Origin of the sequence: Pseudomonas sp. TCU-HL1, from assembly GCF_001708505.1 — a bacterium.
Classification (GTDB): domain Bacteria; phylum Pseudomonadota; class Gammaproteobacteria; order Pseudomonadales; family Pseudomonadaceae; genus Metapseudomonas.
Genome location: NZ_CP015992.1, coordinates 2,875,526 through 2,890,298, shown reverse-complemented (window position 1 = coordinate 2,890,298; position 14,773 = coordinate 2,875,526). Strand labels below are relative to the sequence as shown.

The 14,773-nt window shown below is 62.4% G+C and carries 17 protein-coding genes and 1 pseudogene; 8 read left to right on the top strand and 10 right to left on the bottom strand.

The genetic code is table 11. From position 1 onward, the window contains the following. Positions 1 to 123: 123 nt before the first annotated feature. The 3 genes from THL1_RS13375 to THL1_RS13365 all read right to left on the bottom strand — a co-directional run bounded on the left by THL1_RS13375 (position 124) and on the right by THL1_RS13365 (position 2,847). A complete protein-coding gene (locus tag THL1_RS13375; protein WP_069083715.1) occupies positions 124 to 855 on the bottom strand; it encodes a hypothetical protein in 732 nt (243 codons plus the stop codon). 138 nt (positions 856 to 993) lie between these two features. Beyond that, entirely contained in the window at positions 994 to 1,233 is a 240-nt protein-coding gene (locus tag THL1_RS13370) for a hypothetical protein (RefSeq protein ID WP_237234802.1), read from the bottom strand. A 39-nt stretch (positions 1,234 to 1,272) separates the two neighbouring features. Next, the gene (locus THL1_RS13365) at positions 1,273 to 2,847 is read right to left on the bottom strand and encodes a winged helix-turn-helix domain-containing tetratricopeptide repeat protein (RefSeq protein ID WP_069083714.1); all 1,575 of its coding nucleotides are present in this window, start codon (positions 2,845 to 2,847) and stop codon (positions 1,273 to 1,275) included. Between the two features lie 259 nt (positions 2,848 to 3,106). On the opposite strand from THL1_RS13365, the gene THL1_RS13360 reads away from it, so the two are divergent. The 5 genes from THL1_RS13360 (at position 3,107) to THL1_RS30395 (ending at position 7,637) form a co-directional block, all read left to right on the top strand. Further along, positions 3,107 to 3,868, top strand: a complete 762-nt coding sequence (locus THL1_RS13360) for an SDR family oxidoreductase (RefSeq protein ID WP_069083713.1) — start codon at positions 3,107 to 3,109, stop codon at positions 3,866 to 3,868. 37 nt (positions 3,869 to 3,905) lie between these two features. After that, complete coding sequence (locus THL1_RS13355; RefSeq protein WP_069083712.1) at positions 3,906 to 4,319, top strand: cupin domain-containing protein; 414 nt, start codon at positions 3,906 to 3,908, stop codon at positions 4,317 to 4,319. 93 nt (positions 4,320 to 4,412) lie between these two features. Continuing rightward, complete coding sequence (locus tag THL1_RS13350; RefSeq protein WP_237234801.1) at positions 4,413 to 5,666, top strand: HlyD family secretion protein; 1,254 nt, start codon at positions 4,413 to 4,415, stop codon at positions 5,664 to 5,666. After that, positions 5,578 to 7,218: a DHA2 family efflux MFS transporter permease subunit gene (locus tag THL1_RS13345; RefSeq protein ID WP_237234835.1), complete on the top strand. Its 1,641-nt coding sequence runs from the start codon at positions 5,578 to 5,580 to the stop codon at positions 7,216 to 7,218. The genes THL1_RS13350 and THL1_RS13345 overlap by 89 nt, the downstream gene beginning before the upstream one ends. Positions 7,219 to 7,505: 287 nt before the next feature. After that, on the top strand, positions 7,506 to 7,637 hold the full coding sequence (locus THL1_RS30395; RefSeq protein WP_202969630.1) for a LysR family transcriptional regulator: 132 nt from the start codon (positions 7,506 to 7,508) through the stop codon (positions 7,635 to 7,637). 188 nt (positions 7,638 to 7,825) lie between these two features. Here THL1_RS30395 and THL1_RS13335 read toward each other — a convergent pair whose 3' ends face one another. Beyond that, positions 7,826 to 8,686: a helix-turn-helix transcriptional regulator gene (locus tag THL1_RS13335; protein ID WP_069083711.1), complete on the bottom strand. Its 861-nt coding sequence runs from the start codon at positions 8,684 to 8,686 to the stop codon at positions 7,826 to 7,828. A 151-nt stretch (positions 8,687 to 8,837) separates the two neighbouring features. On the opposite strand from THL1_RS13335, the gene THL1_RS13330 reads away from it, so the two are divergent. Together THL1_RS13330 and THL1_RS13325 are read left to right on the top strand one after the other, a co-directional pair. Beyond that, a complete protein-coding gene (locus THL1_RS13330) occupies positions 8,838 to 9,560 on the top strand; it encodes a cysteine hydrolase family protein (protein ID WP_069083710.1) in 723 nt (240 codons plus the stop codon). A gap of 66 nt (positions 9,561 to 9,626) precedes the next feature. After that, positions 9,627 to 9,863 carry a DUF2798 domain-containing protein gene (locus tag THL1_RS13325; protein ID WP_069083709.1) on the top strand — a complete coding sequence of 79 codons (237 nt, stop codon included), beginning with the start codon at positions 9,627 to 9,629 and terminating at the stop codon, positions 9,861 to 9,863. 303 nt (positions 9,864 to 10,166) lie between these two features. Here THL1_RS13325 and THL1_RS30645 read toward each other — a convergent pair whose 3' ends face one another. The 6 genes and pseudogenes from THL1_RS30645 to THL1_RS13300 all read right to left on the bottom strand — a co-directional run bounded on the left by THL1_RS30645 (position 10,167) and on the right by THL1_RS13300 (position 13,325). Then, the gene (locus THL1_RS30645) at positions 10,167 to 10,532 is read right to left on the bottom strand and encodes a hypothetical protein (RefSeq protein WP_069083708.1); all 366 of its coding nucleotides are present in this window, start codon (positions 10,530 to 10,532) and stop codon (positions 10,167 to 10,169) included. Positions 10,533 to 11,208: 676 nt separating this feature from the next. Beyond that, a complete protein-coding gene (locus THL1_RS28935) occupies positions 11,209 to 11,670 on the bottom strand; it encodes an Ohr family peroxiredoxin (RefSeq protein WP_083245878.1) in 462 nt (153 codons plus the stop codon). 11 nt (positions 11,671 to 11,681) lie between these two features. After that, positions 11,682 to 12,428: a DNA-binding domain-containing protein gene (locus THL1_RS13310; RefSeq protein WP_069083706.1), complete on the bottom strand. Its 747-nt coding sequence runs from the start codon at positions 12,426 to 12,428 to the stop codon at positions 11,682 to 11,684. Next, entirely contained in the window at positions 12,421 to 12,567 is a 147-nt protein-coding gene (locus THL1_RS30640; RefSeq protein WP_257785031.1) for a DUF692 family multinuclear iron-containing protein, read from the bottom strand. The genes THL1_RS13310 and THL1_RS30640 overlap by 8 nt, the downstream gene beginning before the upstream one ends. Then, positions 12,565 to 12,744, bottom strand: a pseudogene (locus THL1_RS30635) (DUF692 family multinuclear iron-containing protein); the annotation flags it as partial. The gene THL1_RS30640 and the pseudogene THL1_RS30635, both read right to left, overlap by 3 nt. A 68-nt stretch (positions 12,745 to 12,812) precedes the next feature. Beyond that, positions 12,813 to 13,325, bottom strand: a complete 513-nt coding sequence (locus tag THL1_RS13300) for a hypothetical protein (RefSeq protein ID WP_069083704.1) — start codon at positions 13,323 to 13,325, stop codon at positions 12,813 to 12,815. Between the two features lie 677 nt (positions 13,326 to 14,002). On the opposite strand from THL1_RS13300, the gene THL1_RS13295 reads away from it, so the two are divergent. Next, complete coding sequence (locus THL1_RS13295) at positions 14,003 to 14,575, top strand: aminotransferase class I/II-fold pyridoxal phosphate-dependent enzyme (RefSeq protein ID WP_069083703.1); 573 nt, start codon at positions 14,003 to 14,005, stop codon at positions 14,573 to 14,575. Positions 14,576 to 14,773 lie beyond the last annotated feature (198 nt).

Here is a 14,773-nt window from a genome sequence, read left to right as displayed (position 1 = left end):
GAACGAATGAAGAATCCCAGTCGGTTGGCTGGGATCTTCTTGTGGTTGGCAATAGCGAGGTGAGTCCCGAGCCGCCCAGTGTCGACCGTCATTTCTTTCGCCACCACCAGTCATGCCAATGACTCATGCGTAGCGTAGGTCGCTGATATCGATGGATACCAGCAGTTGCCCTTCGATCGCCCGATCCTTCTCGTCACGCCGATACGCCCGCCGTTTGCCGGGCATGCGCAACCCCTCGGCTTCTATATAGTCGTGAACGTACTGCGCGGCGGGTATGCCTCCGCTGACGTCCACGCGATAGTCGTGCCGGCGCAACAGAAAATCCTCACCGAAGAAGAAGTCCTGCACCGGACAATGCGTCGCCACGCTTTCCGGAAAATGCACCCGCAGCCGGCGCCAGCTCTGGTCGCCCTCCTCCCACGGAGCCACCTCTTCAACCTTCACACCGGGCAGGGTGAACAGGAATGGCATGGTCAGGTAGGACCAGAGCGCGTAGCCGTTGAAGTACGCCCGGTGAAGCGGATCCCAGGGCGTCGTTTCCCCGTGGTCGAGGAATGACTCCCTCGGGCTCGAGCGCTCAGCCACGACCTGCCCACTCGTGGTTTCGATCGTGATCCGACCAGGCGTGTAGGCGGTGCGCTTGTCCGGCGCCCCGAAAGGCATGACCGAGGCCCGCTGCTCATGCAGCCAGACGGTCATCTCGCGTGGCGCGCTGTCCTGGGTCAGGCCCTTCATGCCCCAGAGCGAGCCGCCGGTCACAATGCTGGCGTGCACGATGTTGAACCTGTTCCAGCGTTCCAGGCCGCCGTGCGCGATCAATACCTGGTCCAGCAGGTCGCAGTTCTGTTCATTCATGGAGGTAGTCCTCTACGCCCGGGTTCGAGACGCTCTTGAAGTCAGTTATAGCTCGCGGCCTTCAGTGCCGGATTCACATGCGATCGTCGGCGAACCTGCAGCTGTCACGCTAGCGGCTCAGGGGTCGGCAACTCGAAGTCAGTTGCCGAGCGGATCGCTGCTGGAACCCTCCTGAGCCGACTGTGGTAAAGCTCTCTTGCTGCCAAGCGGTGTCAGTTGGAAACAGATGCCGCTTGCGCTCCGGTGGTTTTCAGTGGCGGCATTTGCGTGTACGGCAATACCGGTCAACGAGAAAGCGATGGAGGTCAGGAAGCTCTTCAGGTTTTTTATCGAATTCATCCCGGTCAGGTTGTAGGCATCAGCAATGACCACCTTCATGCCCGCACCTTCACGGTCGCCAGCGGTGATCGGGTGCGGTCACTCGGGCAACCCGGCCAGCCGCAGTCCATCCGCGAGCCGCGCAAGATCCTCAGGCCGTTGGATTGGCAGCCAGTCCTTCAGGTTGGAGACGCGCAAAGATGGATCCAGCTCGTGTAGGTGCTGCATCGCCTGTTTCGCTTTGTCCATTCGTCCGCTGAGCGCATGACTGGCCGCCACCAGCGCAACTGGAGGCAGAAAACTGGGCAGGTTCCCCAACGCCTTTTCCGCCCAGTCCGCAGCGCAATCAAAGCGCCCTGCGAAGAAGTGCGCGAGCGCCATCCCCACCTGCATCCTGAACATTTCCGGATCCAGCGGACTCAAGCGCATGGCATGGGTCAAGTTTTCGATCGCGGCGTCTGTTTCACCGCGCAAGGCGCGCAGGATGCCGCCCAGGTACCAGGCCGGGGCGAGGTTAGGGTTAAGCAGACGTGCCCTGTCGAGCAGCGCTATGCCGCCATCGATATCGCCAGCAAGATGACCCAATGCATGTCCACCGCGAGTCAGCGCCACCGCCAGACGCGCAAGCCGAGCGCCTTCGGCGATCTCTAGCGTTCGGTCGCTCATCCAACCATTCAACTTGCGCCAGAAGTGGCACCAGGCGGCCATGCCATAGGCCGAGGCAAACTCCGGATCGAGTTCAATGGCCTTGTAGAACAACCGCAGAGCCTCCTCGATGGCGTCCCGGGTGCCGTTGTGCAATTTCGCCGTACCGCGCAGGTAATAGTCGTAGGCGTCCAGGCTTTCGGTGGGTTTGCGCTTGGCGCGCTCGATTTCCACCCGTTCGAGCTGCGGTGCGATCGAGCCGACGACGCTTTCGGCGATCTGGTCCTGCAGTTCGAAGATGTCGTCGAGCAGGCCTTCGAAGCGCTCCGCCCAGATATGCGTCCCGGTCGTCGCGTCGATCAACTGCCCGGTGATGCGGACCTTGTTGCCGTACTTGCGTACGCTGCCTTCCAGCACATAGCGCACGCCGAGCTCCTGGCCGACTTCCTTGGCACCCACCGCCCGGCCCTTGTAGGTGAAGCTCGAATTGCGCGCGATGACGAACAGCCAGCGGATGCGTGACAGGGCGGCGATGATGTCTTCCACCATGCCGTCGGCGAAGTAATCCTGCTCCGGATCGCCGCTCAGGTTCTGGAAAGGCAAGACGGTGATGGAGGGCTTGCCCGGAAGGACGAGTGCAGAGGGTGGTATTTCCTTCGGCTCAACGGGCACGTGTTCGCCGATGCCGGGCCAGTCGGGCTGTCCTGCTTCCCCGATCTCAACGACCCTGATCTCCCCGACGAAGCGGTATCCCTTACGGGCGACTGTCCGAACAAGGCGCTGCTCCACGCCGGTATCGCCGATGGCCTTGCGAACCGCATTGATGTGGCTGGTGATCGTCGACTCCGAGACGATCCGGCCGCTCCACACCGCCTTGAGCAGGTCGTCCTTGCTGACGACGCGATCGCGGCTCGTGACCAGTTGCAGCAACAGATCGAAGACCTGCGGCCCGATGGGCACGACTTGTCCGCGCAAGGTCAATTCCCGGCGTTCCTGGTCGAGCACGTAGTCTTCAAACACGAATTGCAACGTCAGTATCCCCTGGTTGAGCGCCCTAGGCTCCGTGTCCGAGGCGACTGGCGATTAGTACCTGATTGAGGATACGGCAGCGTGCTACCCGCTGCACCGTCCTCGGCAAGGGATGCCAGCCGAACAACTGTTTCTTTGGACGAAAAACCAGGCTTCCCCGAAGGGGAACTCATGGCCGGTACAAGGACTTCTCTGACGCGCAAACGCACTCTCGTACTACGTCGACGGTAATGGTGCCGTCGGGAAGCGGAGAGAAGCCATGAAGATTGTCGTCATTGGAGGCACCGGCCTCATCGGATCGAAGCTTGTGAAGAACCTGCGTGAGCGCGGCCATGACGCGTTTGCAGCCGCCCCCAGCACAGGCGTGAACAGCATCACCCGCGAGGGCCTGGCCCAAGCGATGGATGGTGCTGATGTCGTGGTCGACGTGGCGAACGCGCCGTCGTGGGAGGACAACGCCGTCCTCGAGTTTTTTGAAACGTCGAGCCGTAACCTGCTGGCTGCCGAAGCGGCCGCTGGCGTTCGCCATCACGTTGCCCTCTCGATCGTCGGTAGCGAACGGCTTCCTGACAACGGCTATTTCCGGGCGAAGGTCGCGCAGGAAAACCTCATCAAGGCGTCCGGCATGCCTTACACCATCCTGCGTGCCACGCAGTTCTTCGAGTTTGTCGGCGGCATTGCGCAGGCGGCCACCGTCGGCGAGGAGATTCGCCTATCGCCGGCGCTGATCCAGCCGATGGCGTCCGACGACGTAGCGGCGGCGCTCACCGATGTGGCGCTGGCAGCACCGGTCAATGGCACGCTGGAAGTCGCCGGACCCGAGGCCATGCCGCTCGACGAGCTGGTCAGGCGCTTCCTGCGGGCCACCCAGGACACCCGCAAGGTCGTGCCTGACGTGCACGCGCGCTATTTCGGCGACGTTCTCGACGATCAATCGCTGACCCCCGGCAAGAATCCGCGCCTGGGCGCGATCCACTTCGAGGACTGGCTCGCCCAGTCGACGGCCCAGGCGGGGCGCTGAGGCGCTTCACCACACCAACACTCAAAGGAGTACTGCAATGTTTACTCGAATTCTTTTGGCCGCTGCCTTCGCAGCGCTGTCGATCGCCACAGCGTCGGCCGGCAACCCGGTTCCAGGCAAGGTGACGGTGGTATTCGATCACCCCCTGCCGAACGTGCCCGGCAAGAGCATGAAAGGCGTGCTGGTCGAGTACGCGCCGGGCGCCGCGTCGCCGTCCCACACCCATCCGAAGTCGGCCTTCATCTATGCAACGGTCCTTGAGGGCGCGGTGCGCAGCCGCGTCAATGGCGGGCCGGAAAAGGTCTACAAGGCCGGCGAAAATTTCATTGAGGAACCCGGCTCTTTTCACGCGGTAAGCGCCAATGCCAGCGATACGGAATCTGCACGCCTGCAGGCCGTTTTCGTCCTCGACAGCAACGAAAAGGAGCTCGTCACACCCGCCAAAAAGTAAGCCGATCAATGCGCTGATCGACGCTCGATAGCCCGGCGGCAGGCGACTGCCGCCGGCTGTTGGGGTCATTGGCCTTTCACAGGACATGAAAACATGAACTCGCTCCAGGACAAGGCCGCTATTGCCACCGACGCAAGCGCCGAGATTGCTGTCGCAGTGGCGCGGCGAAGCAACAGAAAGATGGTCGGCATACTGCTGTGCGTCAGCGCCGTGGTGGTTGTGGCAGCCGGATGGGCCGTGGCGTTTTCGAGCGGCACAACCTCGACCGACAACGCTTATGTTCGTGGCGACGTCACCTCGCTCGCCGCCAAGGTGGGCGGCTATGTCACTGCGCTAGAGGTCAAGGACAACCAGAGCGTCCGGGCGGGTGACGTACTGTTCCGCATCGACGATCAGGACTATCGCGCACACCTTGCGCAAGCCGAGGCCAGTATCAAAGCTGCCCAGGCGCGCCTGACCAACGTCGATGCCGAGACCCAGCTCCAGCGAGCCCTGATCCGGCAGGCAGAAGCCCAGCGACGTTCAGCCGGGGCCGGGATGAACCTGGCGACCAAGACCCACGACCGCAGCCGCAAACTTATCGTCAGCCACGCGGTCAGCCAGGCCCTGGTGGATGAAACCGGCGCGGCACGATCAAAAGCCGAGGCGACGGTATCAGCCGCTTCGGCAACGGTGGAGGCGGAGCAGCAACGCATCGCCGTGCTGGTGGCCCAGCGCGAAGCTGCCGTGGCCGCCGTGGCGCAGGTACAGGCCGCGCGCGACCTGGCCCAGATCGATCTGGAGAGCACCGTGGTACGCGCGCCGGTTGATGGCGTTGTCGGTAACCGCCAGGTCCGCGTCGGCCGATTCGTTACGCCGGGCGTTGCCTTGCTCGATATCTCGCCGGTCAATGATGTGTGGGTCGTGGCGAATTTCAAGGAAACCCAGCTCGAGCATATCCACCCTGGTCAGCGCGTGCGCATCACGATCGACGGCTACTCCAACGACGCACTTGAAGGCGTGGTCGACAGCTTTGCTCCGGGTAGCGGGTCGGCGTTCAGCTTGCTCCCCACCGACAATGCGACCGGCAACTTCGTTCGTGTCGTGCAGCGCGTTCCGGTAAAGATCCGGCTTGCCCACAATCCGTTGCCGGGTCGCATCGTGCCTGGCCTGTCCGCCCGCGTAGAGGTTGCGCATGGGGGGGATCATGAACGCGGCTGCCACCGCCACGCCCAGCAACGCCAGCGCTACGGCCGGTGTCCTACTGATTACGGGCATCGTGGTTGCCACGCTGACGGAAGCGATCGCCAGCACCGTTCTGTCGCTCGGGCGCAGCGACATCATCGGCGATACCTACGCAACGCCTGATGAATTTGCCTGGTTGGATATTCGCTATACCACGCTCAAGCTGATCGGGTTCATGACCGCCCCTTGGCTGATGAAGCGCTTCTATCCGCGTAACGTGGTAATCGGCTCAACCCTGGTCATGGGCCTGGCGTGCACCATTGCAGCCATCACCGCTCGGCTGGACCTGCTGGTTGCGCTTCGTGTTATCCAGGGTTTCGTCGGCGGCACCCTGCTGGTCGGGGGCCAGGTGATCATATTTCGATCCTATCCGCGATCCCTCCAACCCAGCCTTCAAGCTCTGTTTGCCATGGGTTCCGTTGTCGCGCCCGCAACCCTCGCCCCGGCCCTTCAAGGGTGGTTGATCGATAGCCAATCCTGGACATGGATCTTCTTCAGCGTTGTTCCGTTTGCCTTGGCGGCTACCGGACTTTTGCTGATCGCAGACAGCTCGATGCCCGCCAAGATCCGGCACCGCTCGTTTGACTGGATCGGCTTTGCGCTGCTCTCTGCCACCCTGCTCTGTTTCACCTACGTACTCAGCCAAGGCAGCCGATGGGACTGGTTCGAGGCGCCTCGCATCCTGTGGCTGACCGTGATTGGCGCAGCCGCCCTGCTGGCATTTCTCGGCCAACAAGTTTTGGTCAAAGGCCCGGGTCTGCTCGACTTCACCCTGTTCAAATCGAGCGATTTTTCCTTCGCCTTTATCGTAAGCTTTGTCGCCGGCGCCGCCTTGTTCGGCAGCGCGTACCTGATTCCAGCGTTCGCGCTGTCGGTCCTTGCGTTCACGCCTACCGATGCCGGTCAGCTCCTGTTGCCCGGTGGCGCATTTTTTATTGGCGCGCTCCTCATTTCTGCCTATCTCATGCAGGTGCGCCGCGTTCCGCCGTTCGCCACCGTGCCCTTCGGCATCCTGATGATCATGGTGGCGATGTGGATGCTGTCCGGTTCGACCAGCGAAAGCGGCACGGACGACATGATGGCAGCCATCCTGTTGCGCGGCTTGGGCCTTGGCTTCCTGTTTCTATCGATCACGCTGATCGCTTTCAGCAACCTCAACAGGCGAAACCTCGCCTGCGGAATAGGTCTCTTCAATTCGGGTCGCCAGCTGGGTGGCCTTATGGGGGTCGCAGGACTCCAGACCCTGATCGACCATAACCTCCTCGCCAATGTCGTGGTCCTCGGCGCTAACGTCACCCCAGGAGGGGCCGCGGTCATCGAACGGCTGACAACCACGACAGCCATGCTGACGGTGAAAGGGATGGATGCAGCGGCCGCTAGCCGGGCAGCGACGAGCCTTCTAGGTCGGGTCGTGACAGGTCAGTCCACTGTGATTGCCTTCGACACGGCGTTCATCGCAGTTGCCCTGCTTTTTGTATTCGCCGCCCCGATGCTAGTCGGCATCAAGATCGGGCTCTTGCGATACGCGAAAGTGCGCGCTGCGCGAACCGGTTGCGTGAAACAGCCCACGCCAACCAGCACTGGATCGGATTCTCCCTCTGATGCTGCCACTCGACCGGTGCTCCCCACCGACCTCTGTCCCATGGGGTTATCGCCATGTCCATCAATGCCGTGAGTACCCTGGAGATCAGCATCCGGCCAGGAGCGGAGGCAATGCTGGAGCAATATCTGGCGCAGTTCGCCACGCGCCTTCGGGATCTACCGGGTTGCCAGGCTATGGAGTCACTCGGAGCATATGCCAGCCGCGGCTATGGGTGTTCAGCGGCTACTGGAGCAGCCGGGAAGAGATGGTCCACCACTTTTCAACGGTGGAACTGGACGAGCTGGTGCGTTCCCTGGGGGCCGGCGTCGCGAGTATTCGCTTCGGTAGCTTCGCAGGGAAAAGCTGAGGGGAGTCCAGTCATGAACTTCGATGAGCGGCTGTTCCGCACCATTGACCTGAATACGCTCGTGACCTTCATGGGCGTCTATCGAGAATTGGGCGTATCGCGCGCGGCGCGCAAGCTGAATGTAACTCAGCCGGCTGGTGAGTAACCTGTTGTGCAAACTGCGCAGACGATTTGGCGATCCTCTTTTTGTACCCGGTGGCGGAAAGATTCACGTTACGCTCGTGGCCACTCAGATCTTGGAATGCCTGGAACCAGCGTTGTTAATGGTGCAGGGAGTGATCGCTTCGCGGACGATGCAGGATGAAATATCGGGTTAGGTCGTGCCTCAGGCGCTCAGCGGCACACCCTGGCGGTGATGACGGGTGGCTCGTTGCGGGAAGCTCGCTTGATCCACTCGGCGGGCGGACAACCCACCACATTGGCGAAAACCCTGGAGAAAGACGCCTGGGAGCTGTATCCGACCGATGAAGCGATCACCTTGATCTGCACGCCGTCACGCAAAAGGTCCTGGGCGACCTTCATCCGCCAGTGGGTGACGTAACCCATCGGGGAGCTGCCCATGATTTCGGCGAAGTAAGCCGAAAACCTGGACCTGGACATGTTCGCCAGTCGCGCCAGCCCATCGACAGTCCAGGGCACTTCTGGTGCTTCATGGATTCGGCTGAGCACCGTCGCCAGACGTCCATCCTGCAGCGCGAACAGCAAACCGCTGGAGATCCTCCCGTCACCCACCGCACGCCTGACCAGCAGCACGAATAGGTATTCGAACAGCAGGTTCAAGGCCTTCGAGCGACCCGCGGCCTGCCCATGAAACTCGGACACCAGCGACCCGATCGCCGGCGCCAGGTGTTCCAGCGTGTCCAGCGGAAACACCAGCGTTTCCTGCAGCCCTAGGTGGAACGGCCCTGGGGAGTTCCGGCCGAACTGAAACGAGGCGCAGATCAGTTCCGCCGGCTGCTCCGAGCTGGACCGCAATTGGTAACGGCAACTGCTCGGACAGAACAGCAGCGCCGGCTCGTTGATCGAGATATTCGGCACTCCGGGCTGAACCATATCGATGCCTCCCCGCTGAATGACATGGATGAACGCCATGCCTGGCGGCTTATCCAGCACCAGTGTCCCGTCTACTGGGCCAGAGAAGAACAATCTGCCTTGCAGGTTGGTTCGGTCGAAGAATTCTGAAAGGACATCCATAAAAGGGACAATCCGCAAAAGATTCGGTACGTCCTGGCAAAAGCCCGGCTCGACGCAGGAATAGGATTCAACGGTCGCCGATGGTAACCGCGAGCCTTCCAACCCGCCACGGCGAGAGTGAATTGTCCTATTGCCGACCGGAGTCCCCGTCATGAGCCACGAGCCACGTCCCATCGCCCCTCAATACACCGACCCCGCAGAGCCCGCCCTGCCCGATCCAGGCATGCAGCTCGACCTCGCCAAGGCCGCGCTGGTGGTCATCGATCCGCAAATCGACTTCCTTAGCCCTGAAGGTGTGAGCTGGAGCGTATTCGGCAAGAGCATCATCGAACACGATACGGTCAAGCACATCGGCCAGCTCTTCGCCGCTGCCAAGGATGCGGGAATCACCGTTGCCGTGTCCCCTCATTACTACTACCCCTGTGACCACGAGTGGAAATTCGGCGGCCCGCTGGAAATGGTCATGCACGGCATCTGCATGTTCGATCGCAAGGGCCCGCTGACCCTCGAAGGGTTCGAGAACTCAGGCGCCGATTTCATGCCCGAGTACAAGCCATACATCCTCGACGGCAAGACCATCATCGCCTCGCCGCATAAGGTCTACGGCCCGGAAACCAACGATCTGGCGCTGCAACTGCGCAAGCACGGTGTATCGCAGATCATCCTCGCCGGTATGGCGGCGAACCTGTGCGTGGAATCACACCTGCGCGAGTTTCTGGAACAGGGCTTCGAAGTAGCCGTGGTGCGTGATGCGACCGCGGGACCGACTGCGCCGGAAGGCGATGGATATCTGGCGGCGCTGATCAACTACCGCTTCATCGCCAACGCGCTGTGGACCACCGCGGAAACCCTCGAGCGCCTCAAAGGCAACTAAAAGTCGATGTAGCAGGGCCGCGCCCTGCCCCGCAGGGCGCAACCCCATTCGTGAGAGCCAGCGAACATGCGCAAGATCTCTTACCGCTATCGCCAGCACACAGCGGCTTTCATCCAATCGGCAATTACCTGCGCCGTAGCCACGGCCATTGCCAGCCCGATGCACCTGCCGATCGCCCCGCTGCTGTCGTACTGGGTCGATAGCTGGTTGCTGTCCTGGCTCACCATGGCACCCGTCGTACTTCTGGCCACGCCCTGGATCAAGCGTATGACATCCATTTTCGTGCAGGACGATCTGCCATGAAGCGACCTGCACGCTTCCCTACCCTTCAGCCGAATACCCCTCGCTTGACTGATCCGCTCGGCACTCCGCACTTCAGCTCAGCGTGTAGCCCGTTGTCCACCACCAGATCCTGGCCGCAGTCACCGCCCTTGTCCTCTCCCAGGCCGCCTTGGAGGAAAGCGAGGCCAAGCGGGCCGATACCAGTAAGCGCGTCGAAGCCCTCTACACGGCCTGGCTGATCAACCACGACGGCTGATTCGCAAACCCGCTCACACACTTCACCCCCCTGAAATGGAGCTTCACCATGAGCATCGAAAACCTCCTCTACCGCGCCTCTGCCGAAGCCATCGGCGGCCCCGGCGTCGAGCGCAACACCCAGACCTTCCTCGAAACCCTGGCCGCCGGCGACGGCCAGCCGCTGGAAACCCTGGCACCGAAGGACGCCCGCGCCCTGCTGGTGAGCGCCCAGGCCTCCGAGGCCGGGATCAGCATGCCGCCGCCCAGGGTCACCAGCACCTGCGGCAGCGAGAGGCCGAGCACCGGCAGGCCAAGCGTGGCATGCACCAGCAGGGTGGCGGCCGCACCGGCGACCACCAGGCTGACGCCGATCCCGACGATACGCTGCGGACCCAGCTGCATGATCTTGCGCCGGGTGAACAGGGCACCGCCGATCAGCCCGGAAATGCTCAAGGGAGCCGAGTGCGGGAATGATCAGTTGGGTGGAGATTTCCCCCAGGGCGGTCAGCACCATGAGGATGGCCAGCAGCAGGCGCGACGGGTTCATGCTCCGGCTCCTTCTTCATCGGCGTCCAGCGCCAGGGCCATCAGCTGCCATTCCAGGGCTGCCAGCCCTCACTGCTGAAACCGGACTGCGCAGCGCAGCCCACTGTCCAGCACCTCTTGTTCTCCATTCATGGCAGGAACCTCCGTTGGTCGCTTCGCCCTTGGGCGGACGAAATAGATGAAGAGTGACATATATACAAATTTAGATTATGCATATCATATTTTCGACCTGCGGTACTGCCGCCCTGCCGCCGCCCTATTCGAGGATCGCGCCATGAATCGCCCACACCTTGCCCTGCTCGCCCTGATCCCCGTCGCTCTGTTGGCCCTGAGCGGTTGCAACAGCCAAGCCGACAGCAGCGTCACCGCACCCCAACCACGCGCGGTCCTGACAACGGAGGTGCAGGCCGCCCCCCCAGCAGGACGCCCTCTATACCGGTGTGGTGGCCCTGCGTGCCACGCGCAACCGCGTCAGCGCCGCCGAAGCCGAGCTGCGCCAGGCCCACGACGGCGCGCGCGAAGCGGTGATCGACATCCCAGAAACCCAGCGCGCCCTGGCCAGCCACACGGCCCGCGCCTATCCCTACGGCGCCTCCGGCGATGCGGTTCCCGCCACCCTGCGCGAACTCTCCGCCGCGGCGGATGCCACCAGCCGAGCCTTTTCCTCGGCCGCAAGCCCCGGCAGCTCCACGATCAACCTGGCGGACAGGGCGAAGCCGGCACCGCCGTCAGTGGTGCCCAGCGAAACCTCTGCGGCCACTGCCGCATCCTCCGGCAGGCGGATCGCGAAGTTCTGCCCAGCGCGACGCAGTGCACCGATGAAGCAGGCCGACCAGCCAACGCCCAGGAGCTGCTCGGGATTGCTGCCCGGCCACCCGGAGCCGGGCGGGCTGAGGCGCACATTCAACTCGCCGTCAGCGGATGTGCCCCGGCCGTCGCGGCCACCGGTGGCCCGGGTCTGGGCGGTATAGATGGTTTTTCCAGTATTGCCGTCATCGAAGAATCTCCTCAGGGAGTAGAGAGTTATGCTGGAGGGAACCGCCATCGACTCACGCGTCAGGCGCGGGTGCCGAGCACCACGCCCTGCACGCGCAGGTTCTCCAGCAGGGCCAGACCTTGCGGCAGGATGGAGGCGCCATCCATACCGATGACTTTCGCCAGCCCTTCCAGGTGCTCGCGGCCGGAGCAGCTCCGCTCCTGCAATGAAGCGAGAAGCGCATGGGCCAGGGGCGCCAGGAGCGAGAAATGCACCTTCAGGTCCGCTCCGCGCCGCGCCAGCACCAGGGTCGGTTGCTCCGGAGCCTCATGCGGCATGTATTTGGGGCCGATTTCGCTCACCGGCCACTGGTAGGCCAGCGGCCAGGCCAGGTTCGATAACAGTGGAACTCCCTCGGGCAGATTGCCCTCGGGGTCGTGGGCCGGCTCGCGCGTATCACTCAGCAGCAGCGCGGTCTCCACCCACTCGTAATGGGCCAGCTCCACAACCCACGGCGGCAGGTCCAGGGCATCGCCCCCTCCTTCTGCCAGATAGTCGACGAATTCCCCGGAAATCTCGGTGAACAAAGGCGTCTGGCAGCGGTAGTCGGCGTAGAAAGTCTCGATCACCGCCTGCCATTTCTTCGGCCCGAGGCTGGTGCGAAGCACCGGGAAGCCACCGGACAGCAGCGACTCCACATTGCCGAAGAACAGCTGCCGGTACACCGCCAGGCGCTGTGCCTCGATACCGGGAGGCGGCCGGTTGTGCTGCGGGTCGCGCACATAGCGGGCCATACTCATCAGCTGGTCATGCAGGACTTCATGCACGGCGCACCTCCGGCCAGGCAATGGCAGCCTGCTGCCGCACGCGGATCTGCTGGACCTCGCCCAGCAGTTCCGCCAGGGGCGGGAAGTTGAAGTCACGCTCCAGCAGGGTCGGCAGCGCACCGAAGCGCTGGTAGGCCAGCGGGAAGCGCTCGGCCAGGCGCGCCAGGCCGTCACCGTGGCGGCCACCGACCTTGATCCAGTTATCCGGTGTGCACTCCAGGAAATCCACGGCACCGGCCTCCATCGCCAGCAGCTCGGGCAGCAGTGCGCGGCGCAAGCCGAGGCCAGCACCATGCGGGAGAGAAGCAGTGGTCATGGGCATTCTCCAGGGGGTGGGACCCTCCCTGTCCACGGGCGCAGGGAGGACGGAACATCGACGTCGAATCAGTTCTTGGCCTGGCTCAGCTTGGTGAACAGCTCGGTGGGCACTTTCTTGCCATTGGAGGTGTACTGGTTGCTGCGGAACTTGTAGACCTCGCCCTCGGATAGGAATCCGTCCTTGTTGGTGTCCATGGCAACGAATTCCGCTTCGCCTTTCGGCGCCACGGTCAGCAGTTCCTTGCGGGAAACCAGGCCGTCGTCGTCGGTGTCGGTGCGGGCGAAGGAGGCATCGCCACACTTGCCTTCACCGCATTTGCCCTCGGCCGCCTTGGCGCTACCGGCTTCGGCGGCACCGCGCTTGCCTTCGGCGTTGGTTGCCTTGTCGCTGGCCTCGGCGGCCCCACATTTGCCTTCTCCGCACTTGCCTTCACCGGCCTTGTCGGCAGCGGCCAGCAGGTAGCCCTGGGGCAGCGCCTCCACGGCGAAGGCGGTGGACGACGCCAGGTTGATGCCGCCAGCCAGGGCGACGGCAATCAGGCCAATACGGGTCTTGTTCGAGATTTGGGAACGGGACATGGTGTTTCTCCGGACACTGGGCGCGGCCAGGCCGCGCGGGTCATGCCACAAGGGCGTTGTAACCCTGGATCGAGGCGCCTGGGCTTCCTCGTTCGGGTGTGGCCATTTCGCCGTAGTCGTGTATCCGCGGTGTATCCGGGGGGAGGAGCATTTGTAAGCGAGTCACAGGGCAAGTCGTCCGGATACAAAGGGATACGGTAGAGTCCGAACGACGTTATTTTCCGGTGCGGCAGGCGCAGGTCGTCGCTGGCCGCACGCGCTGCTTCCGCTCACCGTTCCAGCCAGCCCACGCACTGCCCCAGCTCGCACAATTGCAAGGCTCGGCCTGTTTCTCCGGATTCGAGTGCAACGAGTGGATGCCCTTCATCACCTGACGCACCAAGGGAATCTGTGTTGGGGCGGGAAAGGCCCGACTGATATGCCATTGCGCCAACGCGGCCAGGCGCAGCTTCAAGGTGTTATTCGACAGGGCTCCGGCGTGACGACAACTCGTGCTGGCAGCCACAAAAAGCGCCCTTGGCCTGGATGCAGACAGGAGATGCATCCTGTCATCGGTGCATCTATTCCTGCCTGCATCAGGTCTGCGTATTTACAAAGGCTCCACCAGTGACGCTTGCATACACTCAGGCCTCAACCCTTTGGCGTTCGGTGCTTGCTGAAGAGACTGAAGAATCTGCATGGCCTATGTGACGCCGTCACACCAGTTTCCCATGGGCGCGGTGCTTCCCATCGCACGCCGCCTGGAACTGCTGAGGTGGGCGAGTCGACATCGCGCGTGGATCATCGAGGATGATTACGGCGGCGAGTTTCGTTATGGCCAGCGCCCCATCGACGCACTGCAATCCATGGACGCGGATGCTCGCGTCATTTATGTCGGAACTTTCTCTAAGGCACTCTCACCGCAGCTCAGACTGGGGTATCTGGTTCTTCCGCACGAGTTGGTTCACCTGTTCCGGGAAGCCAAACGGATGACGGATCGTCACTCGGCACGCTGGGAGCAAAATGTGCTCGCCTCGTTGATCGAAAGTGGTACCTATGAGCGCCACGTTCGCCGCCTGCGCCGGGAGAACGAACGGCGGCGAAGAGCGCTGCTGGAAGCCGTTGGACAGCATCTGGCGGGGTACGAGCGACCCGCAGGGCCTATTTTGGGCTATGCAGGTCTGACGACACAGGAGATTCATGAAGGGATTCGTATTCTCGCCGTAGTGATTCGGGACCTTATTGGTGATCCTGGAGCTAGGGTCGGATAAGTTTCTTTTTTCGCGCTTACGGACATTGAATGCCGTCGCCCACCGAGACTATTCCATTCACGGAGCGAAGATTAGATCACCGCTTGCCAGCCCTAGGTTGCGGTTGGATAGAAACATACGTTGAACGAGGGCAGCCCCAGCATCGGCGAAGTCGCCCCACTGACACCATCTCAAGCCAGGATCATGGGCTACTGCCTC